Here is a 16408-nt window from a genome sequence, read left to right as displayed (position 1 = left end):
TCTTTCTCGTACAGTTGTGCGACTATGCAGGAGGAGCAGAGCGATGACGTGGGTCGTGCTGGTGCTGTCCGGCGTGCTCGAGGCCGTGTGGGCCTCCGCCCTGAGCGCGTCTGACGGGTTCAAGAAGGTCGTGCCGACGATCGTGTTCGTCGCGGGCATGGCCCTGAGCATGGCCGGGCTGGCGTACGCGATGACCGCCATCCCGGTCGGGACGGCGTACGCGGTGTGGGTCGGCATCGGCGCCTCGCTGACCGTGGTCGTCGCGGTGCTCCGCCGGCAGGAAGCTGCGTCCCTCGCCCGCCTGGCCCTGGTGTTCGCGCTCGTGGCCTGCGTCGTCGGCCTCAAGGTGGTGAGCTGAGGTGGCGTGGGTGGTCCTGTTCGTCAGCGCCGCACTCGAGACGGTCTGGGCGACGGCGCTCGGCGAGAGCCGCGGCTTCACCCGCCCAGGGCCGACCCTGGTCTTCGTCGCGACGATCGCGGTGAGCCTCGGCGCGTTCGGGTACGTCCTCCGGCACATCCCGATCAGCACGGCGTACGCGGTGTGGACCGGGACGGGCGCGGCACTGACCGTGCTCTGGGGCATGGCGACGGGCGCGGAGCCCGTGACGGCCCTGCGCCTGCTGTTCATCGCGGGGATCGTCGGGTGCGTGGTCGGCCTGAAGCTCGTGCCCGCGCGGCCGGCCGGCGGTGCCCGAGACTCGGCCGGTGCTGTCCGAGTCTCGGCCGGCGGTGCCCGAGACTCGGCGTAGGCGACACTTCTCGGGGTCGGGGGCGCGAGCAGTGTCGCCCAGCACGAGACTCGGCAGCGCCGGTCCGCGACGCAACCCATGAACGGCCTGGAGGCGCGGTGCCAGCTGGCACCGCGCCTCCAGGCCGTCGTGCGGTCACGCGATCAGACGGACGCGCCCGTCCACTCGCCCTCGGCGGCGACGTGGTCACTGCCGACCGTGCCGGCTGCCATGGCCGCGGCCACGCGGTCCGCGTGCGACGGCGGGTCGGACGGCACGTCGGCCGGACGGCCGTCGTCGTTGATCTTGCGGAGCTCGGGGACGATGTCCTCGGCGAGGATGTCGATCTGCTCGAGCACCGTCTTCAGCGGCAGGCCGGCGTGGTCCACCAGGAACAGCTGGCGCTGGTAGTGCCCGACGTGGTCCTTCATGGTCGCGTACCGGTCGATGACCTGCTGCGGGGAACCCACGGTGAGCGGGGTCTGTGCGGTGAAGTCCTCCATCGAGGGGCCGTGCCCGTAGACCGGTGCGTTGTCGAAGTACGGGCGGAACTCGTCCCACGCATCCTGCGAGTTCTTGCGCGCGAAGAACTGGCCGCCGAGCCCGACGATCGCCTGGTCGGCGCGACCGTGGCCGTAGTGCTCGAAGCGCTGGCGGTAGAGGCCGACCATCTGCTCGGTGTGCTGGATCGGCCAGAAGATGTTGTTGTGGAGGAACCCGTCGCCGTAGTAGGCGGCCTGCTCGGCGATCTCCGGGGTGCGGATCGAGCCGTGCCAGACGAACGGAGGCACGCCGTCGAGGGGACGCGGGGTCGAGGTGAAGCCCTGCAGCGGAGTGCGGAACTTCCCCTGCCAGTTCACGACGTCGTTCTCCCACAGCTGGCGGACCAGCGCGTAGTTCTCGATCGCGAGGTTGACACCCTGCCGGATGTCCTGCCCGAACCACGGGTACACCGGGCCGGTGTTGCCGCGGCCCATCATGAGGTCCATGCGGCCGTCGGAGATGACCTGGAGCATCGCGTACTCCTCGGCGATGCGCACCGGGTCGTTCGTGGTGATGAGCGTCGTCGACGTCGACAGCGTGATGTGCTTCGTGCGTCCGGCGAGGTAGCCGAGCATCGTCGTCGGGCTCGACGCGACGAACGGCGGGTTGTGGTGCTCACCCGTGGCGAAGACGTCCAGGCCCGCCTGGTCGGCGTGCTCGGCGATCGTGAGGATGTCCCTCACGCGCTGGGTGTCGTCCGGGGTCGTCCCGGTGGTGGGGTCGGTCGTGACGTCGCTGACCGTGAAGATCCCGAACTGCATGGTGTGCTGCCCTTCGCTTTTCAATGCGTTTGCATCGACTTGCCGGGTACAACGTAGCGCACGCGGAGACATTCCCGCCAGAGCAGCGGAGGACCGCGCCCGCTGTGTGCGTCGGCGGCGCGACAGCACTGCCCGCTCCGGGCGGGCCGCAGCCTCTGCTGCGCGCGTCGGCTGCGCGACCGCGCTGACCGTCACGGGCGAGCCGCTGCGTCCGCCCTGGGCGCCGGATGCATCCCGTCCGCGAACCAGACCGTGGCGACCACCGCGAGGATGCTCGCACTCGACGCGAGCCGGCCCGCCAGCAGGAGCGCCGCGTGGTCGTGCGCCGTGCCCGAGAACCCGACGGCCAGCGCAGCGACCCCGACCGCCAGCGCGAGGCCGAGCGCGACGAGCAGCACGATGCCGACCAGGCGCCGGGGGCCTCGCCGTCCGTCACGGTCCCCGCGCTCACCCCGGTCGACCCGGGGGCCCGCCGCCCGCACCAGGCCGGTCCAGAACAGCGCGATCGCCGAGGCGCCCACGATGTCGCTCACCCGGTGCCAGCCGTAGACGACGGTCTGGTTCGCCACGAAGACCGCGTAGGCCGCCCCCACGATGGTGATGAGTGGTCGCCACCGCCGGGGCGTGACCATGAGGACACCGAACAGCGCGGCGAGGGCGATCGTCGCGTGTCCGGACGGGAACGAGTTCGGCGTCGTCGACTGGGCGATCTCCGGGCGCACGGCGATATGTTTGACGAGCGTCGAGGTCGCTGCCGACGCGAGCACGACGACACCGGCTCCGAGCCCCACCGCCAGACGTCGTCGGGCGAACGCCACGGCGACCATCACGACGACGAGCAACAGGATCACCGGCACCGAGATGACGTTGAGTGCCGTGTCCGACCCGAACAGGTCGGACTCACGGACACCGCCGAGCGCGGCGTCCTCCGCCCGCTGACCGAGCGGCGTCAACACGGCGACCGCGTACACGAGAGGCACGATCACGAACCCGAGAGCCGACAGCAGCGCCCACCGTCCCCGCCGCGAGACGACGGGGCCTGGAACTGGTGTCCGCGTCACCGGTCTGGTCCTCCTCGGGGTCGTGCTGACAGGGGTCGTCGTCCGGCTCGTCGGCCGCCTCCGTGGCCGTCCGTCGGACGGGTCCGGGCAGGCCGCAGGATTCGGTCGGTCGGGGTCGGACACGATACCGTTGGCGAGCAGGTCGGACGCTGGGAAACGCGTGGCGTCACGGCCCGCGAGCAACGTCCCGGCGTACTGGTCGCCGGGCGTGGACGAGGAGGAGACCGACGTGGCCATCAAGGAACCGGGCATCACCGCTTCACCGAACCGGGGCCTGGCCCTGACCGTCGGTGCGATCCTGGCGATCTGGGGCATCCTGGGCTTCTTCTTCGCCGGTGACGGCGGCCACGCCTTCTTCGGCAACGACGGCGGCTTCCTGTGGGGCGTGTTCCTCGTGAACCCCGCGCTGTGCCTCGTCTGGACGCTCCTCGCTGCCGCGATGCTCATCGGCGGACTCGGGACGACCATCGGGTCGCGCAACCTGAACCTCCTCGCCGGCATCGTGCTGATCGTGCTCGCCCTGTACGGCTTCTTCTTCTCGAACACCTCGGCGAACGTCTTCGCGCTGAACGGCGTCGACAACGGGTTCCACGCCGTCGTCGGGTTCATCCTGCTGGTCACCGCGCTCGGTGCCGACCGCGAGAACCTGCGAGCCCTGCGAGCCGACCGCGACAACCGCGACCTGCTGCACGCGGAGGCTGCGCACAGCTGACCAACCCTGACCGAACCGTGCCCCGTCGACCTCCGTGGTCGGCGGGGCACCGTGCCGTCGGGTTGGTCCGCGCTGCCACCAACCTCCAGCCGCCAGCCGTCGGCCGTCGGCCGATCGGGCGTCACACCGCCCGCGCCGCTCAGGCCCCGTCCGCTCGTGGCGCCGCCTCGAGCTCCGTCGCGACCACACGCGGTGCCTCGGACATGAAACGCCGGACGTCGAGGTCGACGATGATGTCCTGCGGCCGCAACGGACGCGTCAGGTAGAGGCCGTCGAGGGAGGTCAGCCGCGACAGCGCGACGTACGTCTGCCCGGCGCTGAACACGCGGTTGCCGAGGTCGACCACGGCCCGGTCGTAGGTGCTCCCCTGCGACTTGTGGATCGTCACCGCCCACGCGAGGCGGAGCGGGAACTGCTGGAACTCCCCCACGGTGTCCTTCTTCAGTTCCTTCTTGTCCGGGTCGTAGGAGTACTTGAACTTCTCCCACACGGAGGGCTGGACCTCGAAGGACTCCCCGTCGACGTCCACCCAGACGGTGTCGCGGATGGTCGTGACGACGCCGAGCGTCCCGTTCACCCAGCGCTGGTCGGGGTCGTTGCGGAGGAACATCACGTGCGCGCCCGGCTTCAGCTCGAGGGCCTCGTCCGCGGGGAAGTTCCGCCCGCCGAAGTCGCCGTTGACGTCGGCACGTGCGGTCTTGACCTTGCCGGGCAGGCGCTCGAGGGCCGCCTTGTTGATCCGGGCCACCGTGTCGTTCCGGGTGGCGAGGGTGATCGCGTCGTCGGGTGCCGACCGCGCGCCGGCGGCGTTGAGCCGGCCGGCGATGTCCGCGGTCACCCGTCCGTGCCGCACGGCGGTGAGCATCGCCGCGAAGGCGTCATCCCGCTGCCGGTGCACGGTCGCGAGCTCGACGATGTGCAGCTCGGCCTCGAGCCAGACCTTCGCATCGAAGAACCACATCGACCGGTAGTGGTCGGTGAAGTAGGCGCGCTCGTCCCCGTCGCCCGGCACCGGTGGCAGCTGGTACGGGTCGCCGAACATGACGACCTGCACGCCGCCGAAGGCCTCGAACTGCCGGCCGCGGGCCTTGCGGAGCGATCGGTCCATCGCGTCGAGGAGGTCGGCGTTCACCATCGAGACCTCGTCGATCACGAGGGTGTCGATCGTGTTGAGGAGCTTGCGGGTGTCCGGGCCCTGCCGGAGTTCGGCGTCGGCGATGAGGCCGATCGGCAGCCGGAACAGCGAGTGGATCGTCTGTCCGCCGACGTTCAGGGCCGCGACCCCGGTCGGAGCGCAGATCACCACCTGCTTCTCGGTGTGCCACGACAGGTGGTTCAGCAGGGTCGACTTGCCGGTACCCGCGCGCCCGGTGATGAAGACGTGGTCACGGGTGTGCTCGATGTACTCGAAGACCGCCCGCTGCTCGGCACTGAGCTCGACCGTCACGGTGCGCCCGCCCCGTGGTCGGGACCCGGTCGGGAGGCGCGGATCGCCTCCGCCTCGGTGCCCGGTGCGTCGACGTGGTCGGCCGACTCCGTCCGGGCGACGTCGCTGTCGGGGCTCTCGTCGTCGAAGTCGTCGTCCGGGTCCGCGATGTGGCTCGACGTCGAACCATGATCCCGACCTCGAACCACGCGACCGCCGTGTTCGACGTCGGTTCCGTCGTCCGGTGCGGCAGCCTCGTCGCGCACGGAACGCGGGACCGCCGGCCGCGACGCCCCGGCCCCGGCCCCGGCGACCGTCGCGGCCGTCGCGGCTCCGTCCCGACGGAGCCGCACGAGCACCACGACGACGACCAGGACCAGCAGTGCGACCCCCGCGACCACGAGCACCGCGCCGCCGCGAGCCTGGTCCACGAGCGGGTCCGGCCCCCACGTCCGGCCCATCGCACCGAACCACGACGCCTGCAGCAGCCCCAGCGGCCCGCGCATCGCGACACCGAGGGAGACGAGCCCGGCGGCGGCGACGACTCCGCCGACGATCCGCACGACCGCCGCCGACCGGGTGGCACGACCCGCTCCGGCAGCGACGGGTGTGAGCAGCCCCGGCAGCGCGATGATCCCGACGAGCAGGAACACGACGTCGACCACCGTGCGCCCGGTGGGGTCGCTCACCGACCAACGGAGCACCTGGGTGTCGAAGTACACCCACCACACCGCGGCGAGCAGGACGAAGGCCGGGAACGGCTGCACGAGGTAGCGCACGACGGCGTTGTCCACGAGCACGCCGGTCCACTCGCGCACCCCCGTACTGCCGTCGTCGCGCGGGTGGACCGCAGCCCGGACGAGCCGGACGGGCGCAGCCGCCCACGCCAGCGCCGGGACGACCAGACCGAGCAGCACGTGCGCACCGACGTTCGCCGACACGAGGAACCGGTCGTACGTGTGGAGCGAGCTCGAGGTCGCGAGGACCAGGCACACGACGGCGATGCCCGCTGCGACCGAGCGTCGGACCGGCCACGTCGCACCGCGGCGGCGCAGTCGAACGACCCCGGCCGTGTAGGTGGCGGCGAGCAGGACGGCCGCCATGAGCCAGAAGAGGTCGACGTTCCACGCGGTCAGCCACCCCCAGGCGCCGGGCGCGTGGGGCAGCGGGTCGTCGGTGAGGAGCTCGGCCGGCGTCGGGTCGGTGGTCTTGCTCAGCGCGATCTGGTCGGTCGGCGTCTCGGTCCGCCCGAGCGCTGCCGCGAACCCGGACGCCACGCCCATCACCGCGAGCTCGGTCACGACGAGCACCCAGAACGTCCGTCGGCCCTCCGGCCGGGTGGAGAGCGCTCGGATCGCCCGACGACGCTGCACGGCGCCGAGGACCCCCATCGCGATGATCGCCCCGATCTTGACGAGGACGAGGATGCCGTACGGCGTGAGGAGGTTCGGGAACGTCCCGACCCGGATCTGCGCGGAGGCCGTCCCGGAGACCGCGACGAGCACGAAGCACCCCAGCGCGATGCTCGAGTAACGCCCGACGACGAGCGGGAGCCGGTCCGCGTCGAGCACCGGGCGGACGAGCACGAGCATCACGAGGCCGCCGACCCAGAGCGCGGCGCCGACCAGGTGCAGGCCGAGTGCGGTGACCGCGGCGTCGTGGCTCGCGGTGCCGGCGGCGTGCCCCTGCTGCGCGAGCGGGATCAGGCCGACCATGGAGACCCCGGCGGTCAGGGCGACCATGCCCCGGGACCGGACGGCGAAGCAGAGCACCGTGACCGCAGCGGCGACGAGCACGGTGACGAGCCAGGCGAGCCCGAGGTCGGTGCCGGTGAGGAAGACCCCCATCGACTGCCCGAACTGCTCGTCGAGCGACACCTGCGACCCGGCGACGCTGAGGAAGGTGAAGAACGTCGCGACGACGCTCGCCACGGTCCAGACGCCGGCCGCCCCGGCGGCGACGTCGATCGCGCGGTCCCACTCCCGGGCCGTCCGCGAGAACCCGATCGTGGCCAGCGCGAGGCCGCCGATGGTGGCGGCTGCGGCCAGGTCGACGATCATGCGCGCGATGGGCAGCCCGAAGCGGACCGCGGCACCGGGGTCGGCGATGAGCGCGGGGTTCGCTCCCCCACCGACCACGAGGGCGATGAGCAGCGAGAAGAACGCGGCGAGCAGCAGCACGGCGGGGCCGATGGTGCGCGCGATCCGGTTCACCCGACAAGCCTAGGCGGTGCCCACCCGGCCACAGAACCCGGCGGGCCGACCTGTGGACGGCGATCCGGGCCTCCCGGCGGGGTGGACGGACCGGCCGCGGGACGGACGGACCGGCGGGACCGTCCCCGGACATGCGAAAGGGACGGCCGCAGCCGTCCCCCTCACCAGCAGGTCCGTGTTACTTGACAGCAGCCTTGAGCTTCGAGCCGGCGCTGACCTTGACCGAGTCGCTCGCGGCGATCTCGATGGCCTCGCCCGTCTGCGGGTTGCGGCCGGTGCGCGCGGCGCGGTGGGTCTTCTCGAAGGCGATCCAGCCGGGGATCGTGACCTTGGTGCCGTCGGCGACCGAGCTCGAGACGACGCTGAACAGAGCGTCGACGACGCCGTTCACGGTGGCCTGGCTCTGGCCGGACTCCTGCGCGACGGCAGCGACGAGCTCGGTACGGTTCAGGGACTTGTCAGCCATTGGATGTCCTCCTCGGACTTCTTCGGTATGTGTCGGGCCATCAGGCGCGATGCCCGTGGAACCGGGGTCGAACCTACCAGCCGTCCGGGGCGTTTCCGTCCGACTCGCCCGGATTTCCGGGCCTGTCGCGGGTTCAACGGGTCAGATGTGGCCGATGTGACGAGCGATGTACCCCGGACACGGCGAACGCCCCGCCACCAGCAGGTGACGGGGCGTCCGACGGGGGTGTTCGCTTACCAGGAGCTCTTCGTGATGCCCGGCAGCTCGCCACGGTGGGCCATGTCGCGGAAACGGACACGGCTGATGCCGTACTCACCGAGGTGGCCACGGGGGCGACCGTCGATGGCGTCGCGGTTGCGGTAACGGACCGGCGACGCGTCGCGCGGGAGCTTCTGCAGGCCGACGCGGGCGGCCTCACGCGACTCGTCGGTGCCGTTCGGGTCCACGAGGGCCTTCTTCAGCTCGAGACGACGCTCGGCGTAGCGCGCGATGACCTCGGCGCGCTGGTTGTTCTTCGCGATCTTGCTCTTCTTCGCCATGCTTAGCGCTCCTCACGGAAGTCGACGTGCTTGCGGACCACCGGGTCGTACTTCTTGAGCACGAGACGGTCCGGGTTGTTGCGACGGTTCTTCTTGGTCACGTAGGTGAACCCGGTGCCCGCCGTGGAGCGGAGCTTGATGATCGGACGGATGTCCTGACCCTTTTTCGCCATCAGATCTTCTCCCCACGGGCGAGGAGATCCTTGACGACGGACTCGATGCCGCGTGCGTCGATCACCTTGATGCCCTTCGCGCTGAGCGTGAGCGTGACGTTACGACGAAGCGAGGGCACGTAGTACGTCTTCTTCTGCACGTTCGGGTCGAAGCGGCGCTTCGTCCGGCGGTGCGAGTGCGAGATGTTGTGACCGAAGCCGGGGGTGGCGCCGGTCACCTGGCACACTGCTGCCATGGTTTCCTCCTGAGTACCGTGCGGTCGGACGACCGCACCCAAGGTCACTTGCCTGGTGCACACGCGCTGTCACTGCCCACGAGGGGCCGGTCGAGCGAGGGGGTTGTGCGCACCGCCCAGTCCCGCAGCCCCTGTCGAAGGGACCGTGGGCACCGCGCGACCGCGGCGTTCGCGACGGTCGGAGGGCTTGGTAACGAGCTGTTCTCCGCGCAGGCGCGGAGGACCAAGGGAAGACTCTACGCGAGCCTCGGGCGTGTCGCAAGCCGGGCGGGTGAGCGCGTGCGTGCCTGCGTCGGCCGGGAGGCACGGTGCGGGTCCGGCGGGCCGGTTCCACTCGCGTGGCAGCGCGGCGCTCGTGCGGGCGCGGCGCTCGTGAGGTCACGACACCCCGCTCGTGGATGCTGGCAGGTCAACAACGGTCGCTTCGCCGACGACAGTGCGACGGTTCGTGACCGGTCGGCGTCCGTACAGCGGGGCGTCGCGACCGCCCGAGCGGGCCGCACCCACCGGGCCGCTACGGCCCGTCGATCGACTTCGGCGCGAGCGCCTGCACCATGAGCTCGCCGAGCTCCCGCGGCGCCGTGAACATCGGCCAGTGCCCGGTGTCGAGCCCCACGATCGTGAGGTCCTCGGTCGCCACGAGCTCGGCCGCCCATGCCTGGTGGTCCGCCACCATCGCGGCGAGGTCCGACGCCGGCATCTCGCACGAGATCACCGTCGCCGGGATCGCGTGCCGCGCCGGGTCCGCGTAGTGGAACGGGTCCGAGGGCAGCGCCGCGGGCTCGGGGACCGCACGACGCTCGAACGCCTCGCGGAGCGCCGGCGTCATGCCCCGGACGGTCGGCTCCTCCCACACGTCCCACGACGGCAGCGGGACGACGCCGTCCACCACGGGCAGCTCGTCGTTGACGCACCCGCCCTCGGGCCCGGGGAACGTGTCGACGTAGAGCAGGTGCGCCACGAGCGACGGCCGCTGGTCGGCTGCCATGAAGGCGATGGGGCCAGCGCCGGAGTGTCCCGCGAGCACGACCTGTTCCTCGGCCGTCGCGACCTCGTCGAGCAGTGCCACGAGCGCGGCGACCTGCGCGTCGAGCGAGTCGCCCGTCCGGGTGACCGCCTGCACCGAGTGACCGGCTGCGACCAGCACCGGAGCGACGTCGTCCCACGCACTCGCGTCGAGCCAGAACCCTGGCACCAGGATCACGTGCATGTCCCGCAGGCTACGCGCCCGCCCGCGCCGCGGTGCACGCCGCACACTCGCCGAAGATGTCGACGACGTGGCTCGCGTTCGTGAAGCCGTGCTGCGCCGCGACCTCCTGCGCCCACCGCTCGACGGGGTCCGCCTCGATCTCGACCGTGCGACCGCAGTTCCGGCAGATGAGGTGGTGGTGGTGCGCATCGGTCGTGCACGCGCGGTACAGGGACTCGCCGTCCTGCTGCAGTGAGTCGGCGTCCCCCTCCGCGGCGAGGTCGGCCAACGCCCGGTAGACGGTCGCGAGTCCGATGGTCGAGCCCCCCTCGCGGAGGTGCTGGTGGAGTGCCTGCGCGCTCACGAACCCCTCGGTCGAGCCGAGGGCGCCGCGGACGGCCTCCCGCTGCCAGGTGTTCCGCTTGGGCTTCTGCACGGCGTTCACGCGCTGGCTCCGATCTTCGTGTCCACTCCGGCACCGGTCTGGAGGCCCGGATCGCCTCCGCCGTCCCGCTCGCGCCCGGCGACCCGGTCGCGTCCGCGGCGGTCCTTCCGCGCTCCGACGATGCGGCACACGACCCAGATGGCGAAGGAGATCGTGGTGACGTAGGGGCTGATCGGCAAGCCGCCGCCGAGGGCGAGCAGGATGCCGCCGACCACCGAGGTGACGGCGAACGCGGTCGACAGCACCGGCACCACGACCGGGTGCGAGGTCAGGCGGAGCGCCGCGGCGGCCGGTGTGACGAGCAGCGAGAGCACGAGGAGCGCGCCGACGATCTGCACCGAGACCGCGGTGGCGAGGCCGAGCACGAGCATGAACACGATCGCGAGCGTCCGCACCGGGATGCCCGCCGCGGCGGCGACGTCGGGATCGACGGACGAGAACATCAGCGGGCGCCAGACGACGAGCAGGGTCGCGACGACGATCGCGGCGATCACGACGAGGAAGGTCAGCTGCGGGTTGTCGACCGACACGATCTGCCCGGTCAACAGGCCGAACTTGTTCGCCGCCCGCCCCTTGTAGAGCGCGAGGCAGAGGATGCCGAGCCCGAGCCCGAACGGCATGAGCACGGCGATGATCGAGTTGCGCTCCCGCGCCCGTGACCCGAGCAGCCCGATGAGCAGCGCCGCGATGACCGAGCCGACGAGCGACCCGGTCACGACGTTGACGCCCAGCAGCAGCGACGCGGAGGCCCCCGCGAACGAGAGCTCCGAGATGCCGTGCACGGCGAACGGCATGTTGCGGGCGACGACGAACGGGCCGATGAGCCCGCCGACGATGCCGAGCACCGCGCCCGCCCAGATCGAGTTCTGCACGAGCACCAGGAGCTCGCCGTAGTCCTGGAAGGAGAACACCTGCGACCACACGTCCATCAGATCCGCCCTTCGTCCGGCACGACGTGCGGGTCCGGGTCGCAGTGGTGGTCGTGGGCGGCCTCGTTCGCCCCGACGATGACGATCCGCCCCATGGTCCGCACGACGTCCACGGGCGTGCCGTAGAGGTCGCTGAGCACGTCGGAGCGGAGGACCTCGTCGGGCGCACCGATCCGGAAACGCCCGCCGGCGATGTAGAGCACCCGGTCGACCACGTCGAGGATCGGGTTGACGTCGTGCGTCACGAAGAGCACCGCCGCGTCCCGCTGTCGACGCTGCCGGTCGATGAGCTCGGTCACGCCGCGCTGGTGCCGGAGGTCGAGCGAGATGAGGGGTTCGTCGCAGAGGAGCAGCGCGGGATCGGCGGCGATGGCCTGCCCGACGCGGGTGCGCTGCTGCTCGCCGCCGGAGAGCTCGGCGACCGGGGCGTCCGCGAACGCCGTCGCACCGACCTCGTCGAGGATGCGGTCGATCCGGGCCCGGTCCGCACGGGACACCGGCCGGACACCCCAGCGGTGTCCGGTGACGCCCTGGGCGACCATGTCCCGGGCGCGGAGGGGCGTCCCGGCCTCCATCAGGCGTTGCTGCGGGATGTACCCGATCCGCCGGTGTCCGCGACGCACCGGCTGCCCGAGGAACGACATCGAGCCGCTCGTCAGCCGCTGCTGGCCGAGCACGGTCCGCAGGAGCGAGGTCTTGCCGGCGCCGTTCGGTCCGAGCACCGCGAGGAACTCCCCCGGCGCGACGTCGAGGTCCAGGTGGGACCACAGCGGTCGCACACCGTAGGAGAGCGCCGCGTCACGCAGGGCGAGCACGGCGGAACCGCCACGGCCCGGGGCCGCGGCGGTCCGCGAGGAGGTCTGGACGGTCGTCACTTCGCCAGCGCCGCCGTCACCGCGTCGATGTTCGCCTGCTGCCACGAGACGTAATCCTCCCCCTTCGGGAGCGTCTCCGTGACACCGACGACCGGGACACCGGCCTGGTCGGCTGCCTTCTTGACCTGCTCGGTCTCCGGGCTGGACGTCTGCTCGTTGTACGCGAGCAGCTTCACGGACTTCTGGCGGAACAGCCCGAGCGTGTCGTTGAGGGCGGCCGGCGGGACGTCGTCGCCCTCCTCGATCGCCTCGGAGAACTTCTCGGGCGTGACGTTGTCGAGCCCGATCGCGTCGAAGAGGTACCCCGGCACGGGCTCGGTGTACGCCACCTCCTCGCCGTCGTACTTCGTCTTGAGCGAGGCCGTCTGCGACTCGAGCTGCTCGAGCTTCCCGGAGAGGGTCTTCGCGTTCGCCTCGAAGGTGCTCTTGTCCGCACCGTCGAGGTCGCCGAGCCGCGTCGCGACGTCGTCCACGAGCTTCACCATCGTCGGGTAGTCGTAGAAGACGTGCTCGTTGAACTCGGTGTCGCCACCCTTGTCGAGGCCGGAGAGCTGCACGACGTTGATGGTGTCGGCCTTCGTGTTCGAGGCGTCCGCGAGGGTCGTCATGAAGTCGTCGTAGCCGCCGCCGTTCTCGATGAGGAGGTCGGCCTTCGACACCGCGAGCTGGGTCTTCGCGCTCGCCTCGAACGAGTGCGGGTCCTGCGACGGGTCGTCGAGCAGGCTCGTCACCGAGACGTGCTCGCCACCGATCGACTCGACGAGCGAGCCGTACACGTTGGTGGAGGCGACGACCCGGATCGTGCCGTCCGAGCTGGCGTCACCGGAGCCGGAGCCGGCCGCGCAGCCGGTCAGGGCGAGCGCGGCTGCGCCGGCGACGAGCGGGAGGACGAGGAGACGCTGCTGCATGTCGACGACGCTAGCGCTTGTTGATAACGGTTGTCAAAATCAGTCGCGTGAGGAAGGCGCCAGTGGACGGACTGGAGGCGCGGTACCGGCTGGCACCGCGCCTCCAGTCCGTCAGGTGGTGACGTCTACGGCTTCGTGGCCGCGTCGATCGTGTTCTCGGCGATCGTGTCCTCCTCGCGGCCGGGCGTGCGGAGGTTCCACTTCTTGATCACGAACGAGAACAGGAAGTAGTAGACGACCGCGTAGCCGAGGCCGATCGGGATGAGCCAGATCGCACCGTCCGCCTTGCCGAAGTTGAGCAGGTAGTCGATCGCTCCGGCCGAGAACGAGAAACCGTCGCGGATGCCCAGGGCGTTGACGAGGGCGAGGGACGTGCCCGTGAGGAACGCGTGGATGACGTAGAGCGGGAACGCCACGAACATGAACGAGTACTCGAGCGGCTCGGTGATGCCCGTGACGAACGAGGTGAGCGCCGCGGAGAGCATGATGCCACCCACCAGCTTGCGGTTCTGCGGCTTGGCGTTCCGCCAGATGGCGAGGGCGCCGGCCGGCAGCGCGAACATCATGATCGGGAAGAAGCCGGTCTGGAAGATGCCGGCGGTCGGGTCGCCCGCGAGGAAGCGCGGGATGTCGCCGTGGACGATCGTGCCGGCCGCGTCGGTGAAGCTGCCGAGCTGGAACCACGGGAAGAAGTTCAGCAGCTGGTGCAGGCCGACCGGGATGAGCAGACGGTTGGCGAACCCGAAGAGGCCACCACCGATGACGGCGTTGTCCGCCACGGCCTGGCCGGCCGCGGTGAGGGCGATGTCGAAGTAGCGGTAGACGAGCGACATCAGGACGGCGATGACGAGACCGGCGGCCGCGGTGAGGATCGGCACGAGGCGGCGACCCGAGAAGAAGCCGAGGAAGTCGGGCATCTTCGTCCGGTGGAACCGCTGCCACAGACCCGCTGCGACGAGGCCCATCACGATGCCGCCGAGGACGCCGAAGTTGATGGTGGCCTGGTCGCCGTTCGCGTCCTTGACGCCCTTGAGGACGAGCGGGGACATGACCGCGAAGACCTGGTACATGACCATGTAGCCGACGACCGCGGCGAGCGCCGTGGTGCCGTCCGACTTCTTCGCCCAGCCGATCGCGATGCCGACGGCGAAGAGGAGCGGCAGCCAGGTGAAGATCGCGCTGCCCGCCGCGCCGATGACGTTCGCTCCGTCACCGAACCCCGGGATGGCGCCGAGCATGTCGCTCTGCCCGAGGCGGTTCAGGATGCCCGCGGCGGGCATGACCGCGATCGGCAGGAGCAGGCTCCGTCCGAGGCGCTGCGCGTTGGCGAAGAAACGTGACTGCTTCTTCGGGGCCTTCTTCTCCGGCACGTCCGTGGCGGTGGTGACGCTCATCGGAGTTCCTCTCGTCGTCGGGTGGAGCTGCGGGGTATCGGGGAGTTGAGTCGCGCGGGTGTCGCCGGTAGCCTCGGCGTAGTGCCGAGCCGGTCCTGTCCGGTCATGACCAGTTCCGTAGTCTGAACCGCAACCGAACGCATGTCAACCTGGTACGAACACCCTTAACGAGGAGGAAACGATGGCCGACATCAAGGCAGCCGACATCATCGCCGCGCTCGGCGGTGCCGACAACATCGACGAGGTCGAGGGCTGCATCACGCGCCTCCGCGTCGAGGTCGAGGACGGGGACCTCGTGGACAAGGCCGCGCTCCAGGCCGCCGGCGCCCAGGCCGTCGTCGGCGGGGGCACCGGGTGGCAGGTCATCGTCGGTCCGATCGCGGACAACCTCGCGCAGGACATCCAGGACGAGCTGTGACGGCGGTCCGCACGCCGTTCGGCGGTCCGGTCGTCGCGCTCGCCGACGTGCCCGACCCGGTGTTCGCCGGGCAGCTCGTCGGCGCGGGGGTCGCGGTCGACCCGACGGGCGTCGAGGGTGCGGTGACCGCCGTGGCCCCGGTCGACGGGACCATCGTCAAGCTGCACCCACACGCGTTCGCGCTGCAGGGTGCTGCGGGCGCCGACGTCCTCGTGCACGTCGGCATCGACACCGTGAAGCTCGGGGGTGAGGGCTTCGAGCTCCTCGCTGCCGAGGGCGACACGGTCTCGGCGGGTGACCCGGTCGTCCGGTTCACCCCGTCGGTCATCTCGGCCGCCGGCTACTCGCCGATCTGCCCGGTCGTCGTGCTCGGCTCCGCGCCGGACTCGGTGCCGCAGGGCACGGTCGGCACCACGGTCCGCGAGGGCGACGCGCTCTTCGACGCGTAGGCGCGGGGCCGCGCGCGCCGAGTCTCGGGCCGCGCGCGCCGAGTCTCGGCGTGGGCGACCGTTCTCGCGGCCCGGAGCCCGAGAACTGTCGCTCAGCCCGAGTCTCGGGCCGCGCGTCGCGCGCCGCGCGCGCCTACGCGACCGCCTGCGGCGCCGCCGTGACCTCCATCTGCACGCGGTAGCGGTCCGACCGGTACCACGAGCGCGAGTGCTCGACGGGCCGGTCCCCCGAGTACGACACCCGGTCGAACTCGAGCACCGGCGCCCCGGTCTTCGTGCCGAGCAGCGTCGCCACCTCGTCGGCCGCGGGCTTCGCCGCCACGGTCTGCTGCGCCCGGTCGATCGGCGTCCGGTACTCCGTCGCCGCGAGCGAGTACACCGACCCCGACAGGTCCTGGTCGAGCAGGCCGGGGAACGCCGACGCCGAGAGCCAGGCGTCGTCGATCGACACCGGCGCCCCGTCCGCCATCCGGAGACGCTTGAGGTGGTACGCCGTCTCGCCCTCGCCGAGGCGGAGCGCCGCGACGGTGTCCGACGGCGGGACGCGTTCCTCGCGGACGAGCACGACGGTGGTCGGGACGTGCCCGAGCGCCCGCATCTCCTCCGTGAAGGACGCCAGGTGCAGCGTCGACTGCACGGGGCGGTGTGCGACGAAGGTGCCCTTGCCGCGGACCCGTTCGAGGTAGCCCTCGTTGACGAGCTGGCCGAGGGCCTCGCGCACCGTGATCCGGGACACCCCGTACTCCTGGATGAGCTGCCGCTCGGACGGGATCGCGGCGCCGGGCGCCAGGCGCGTGGTGGCGAGGTCGAGCAGGATCCGCCGCAGCTGCTGGTGCTTGGGTTCAGCACCCTCGGTGATGCGGGTCGTCATCGCTCGGTCTGCTCCGTTGCTGTCCTGGTGGTACGAGAGGTGGTCATGCGCGGACATGACCAGTTCCCATCA

General features: G+C 71.0%; 20 protein-coding genes. 5 read left to right on the top strand and 15 right to left on the bottom strand.

All coding sequences use genetic code 11. From position 1 onward, the window contains the following. Window positions 1-43: 43 nt before the first annotated feature. Together MON03_RS02015 and MON03_RS02010 are read left to right on the top strand one after the other, a co-directional pair. Window positions 44-358, top strand: a complete 315-nt coding sequence (locus MON03_RS02015; RefSeq protein WP_242090205.1) for a DMT family transporter — start codon at window positions 44-46, stop codon at window positions 356-358. Window positions 359-368: 10 nt separating this feature from the next. Next, window positions 369-749 carry a DMT family transporter gene (locus tag MON03_RS02010; RefSeq protein ID WP_350355072.1) on the top strand — a complete coding sequence of 127 codons (381 nt, stop codon included), beginning with the start codon at window positions 369-371 and terminating at the stop codon, window positions 747-749. A 143-nt stretch (window positions 750-892) separates the two neighbouring features. On the opposite strand, the gene MON03_RS02005 is transcribed toward MON03_RS02010, so the two are convergent. Further along, window positions 893-2032: a CE1758 family FMN-dependent luciferase-like monooxygenase gene (locus MON03_RS02005; RefSeq protein ID WP_242090202.1), complete on the bottom strand. Its 1140-nt coding sequence runs from the start codon at window positions 2030-2032 to the stop codon at window positions 893-895. 191 nt (window positions 2033-2223) lie between these two features. Beyond that, complete coding sequence (locus MON03_RS02000; RefSeq protein ID WP_022903740.1) at window positions 2224-3018, bottom strand: phosphatase PAP2 family protein; 795 nt, start codon at window positions 3016-3018, stop codon at window positions 2224-2226. A 235-nt stretch (window positions 3019-3253) separates the two neighbouring features. On the opposite strand from MON03_RS02000, the gene MON03_RS01995 reads away from it, so the two are divergent. Beyond that, on the top strand, window positions 3254-3805 hold the full coding sequence (locus tag MON03_RS01995) for a DUF4383 domain-containing protein (protein ID WP_022903741.1): 552 nt from the start codon (window positions 3254-3256) through the stop codon (window positions 3803-3805). Between the two features lie 139 nt (window positions 3806-3944). Here the strand turns inward: MON03_RS01995 and MON03_RS01990 are convergent, their stop codons facing one another. The 12 genes from MON03_RS01990 to MON03_RS01935 form a co-directional block, all read right to left on the bottom strand. Beyond that, window positions 3945-5252: an ATP-dependent DNA helicase gene (locus tag MON03_RS01990; protein WP_242090200.1), complete on the bottom strand. Its 1308-nt coding sequence runs from the start codon at window positions 5250-5252 to the stop codon at window positions 3945-3947. Further along, entirely contained in the window at window positions 5249-7444 is a 2196-nt protein-coding gene (locus tag MON03_RS01985; RefSeq protein WP_242090198.1) for a bifunctional copper resistance protein CopD/cytochrome c oxidase assembly protein, read from the bottom strand. Before MON03_RS01985 ends, MON03_RS01990 begins: the two co-directional genes overlap by 4 nt. Window positions 7445-7622: 178 nt before the next feature. After that, on the bottom strand, window positions 7623-7910 hold the full coding sequence (locus MON03_RS01980; RefSeq protein ID WP_022903744.1) for an HU family DNA-binding protein: 288 nt from the start codon (window positions 7908-7910) through the stop codon (window positions 7623-7625). 233 nt (window positions 7911-8143) lie between these two features. Next, a complete protein-coding gene (rpsN, locus tag MON03_RS01975; RefSeq protein ID WP_022903745.1) occupies window positions 8144-8449 on the bottom strand; it encodes a 30S ribosomal protein S14 in 306 nt (101 codons plus the stop codon). 2 nt (window positions 8450-8451) lie between these two features. Next, window positions 8452-8622, bottom strand: coding sequence for a 50S ribosomal protein L33 (gene rpmG / locus MON03_RS01970; protein WP_022903746.1), 171 nt, complete (start codon window positions 8620-8622; stop codon window positions 8452-8454). Then, entirely contained in the window at window positions 8622-8858 is a 237-nt protein-coding gene (rpmB, locus tag MON03_RS01965; RefSeq protein ID WP_022903747.1) for a 50S ribosomal protein L28, read from the bottom strand. The genes rpmG and rpmB overlap by 1 nt, the downstream gene beginning before the upstream one ends. 514 nt (window positions 8859-9372) lie before the next feature. Then, window positions 9373-10068, bottom strand: coding sequence for an alpha/beta fold hydrolase (locus MON03_RS01960; RefSeq protein ID WP_242090196.1), 696 nt, complete (start codon window positions 10066-10068; stop codon window positions 9373-9375). A 10-nt stretch (window positions 10069-10078) separates the two neighbouring features. Further along, entirely contained in the window at window positions 10079-10492 is a 414-nt protein-coding gene (locus MON03_RS01955; RefSeq protein ID WP_175328857.1) for a Fur family transcriptional regulator, read from the bottom strand. After that, on the bottom strand, window positions 10489-11421 hold the full coding sequence (locus MON03_RS01950; RefSeq protein ID WP_242090193.1) for a metal ABC transporter permease: 933 nt from the start codon (window positions 11419-11421) through the stop codon (window positions 10489-10491). The genes MON03_RS01955 and MON03_RS01950 overlap by 4 nt, the downstream gene beginning before the upstream one ends. After that, entirely contained in the window at window positions 11421-12296 is an 876-nt protein-coding gene (locus tag MON03_RS01945; protein WP_242090191.1) for a metal ABC transporter ATP-binding protein, read from the bottom strand. Before MON03_RS01945 ends, MON03_RS01950 begins: the two co-directional genes overlap by 1 nt. Then, entirely contained in the window at window positions 12293-13204 is a 912-nt protein-coding gene (locus tag MON03_RS01940; protein ID WP_242090189.1) for a metal ABC transporter solute-binding protein, Zn/Mn family, read from the bottom strand. The genes MON03_RS01945 and MON03_RS01940 overlap by 4 nt, the downstream gene beginning before the upstream one ends. A 125-nt stretch (window positions 13205-13329) precedes the next feature. Beyond that, on the bottom strand, window positions 13330-14598 hold the full coding sequence (locus tag MON03_RS01935; protein WP_242090187.1) for a PTS transporter subunit EIIC: 1269 nt from the start codon (window positions 14596-14598) through the stop codon (window positions 13330-13332). A 181-nt stretch (window positions 14599-14779) separates the two neighbouring features. Between MON03_RS01935 and MON03_RS01930 the strand changes: the two genes are divergently transcribed. Next, window positions 14780-15016, top strand: coding sequence for a PTS sugar transporter subunit IIB (locus tag MON03_RS01930; protein WP_058741885.1), 237 nt, complete (start codon window positions 14780-14782; stop codon window positions 15014-15016). Then, window positions 15013-15465, top strand: a complete 453-nt coding sequence (locus MON03_RS01925) for a PTS sugar transporter subunit IIA (RefSeq protein WP_242090185.1) — start codon at window positions 15013-15015, stop codon at window positions 15463-15465. Before MON03_RS01930 ends, MON03_RS01925 begins: the two co-directional genes overlap by 4 nt. Window positions 15466-15598: 133 nt before the next feature. On the opposite strand, the gene MON03_RS01920 is transcribed toward MON03_RS01925, so the two are convergent. After that, window positions 15599-16393 carry a GntR family transcriptional regulator gene (locus MON03_RS01920; protein WP_229727995.1) on the bottom strand — a complete coding sequence of 265 codons (795 nt, stop codon included), beginning with the start codon at window positions 16391-16393 and terminating at the stop codon, window positions 15599-15601. Window positions 16394-16408 lie beyond the last annotated feature (15 nt).

This window comes from Curtobacterium sp. DN_7.5 (assembly GCF_022655355.1).
Taxonomy (GTDB): Bacteria; Actinomycetota; Actinomycetes; order Actinomycetales; family Microbacteriaceae; genus Curtobacterium; species Curtobacterium luteum.
This window is presented reverse-complemented; position numbering and strand designations above follow the sequence as displayed.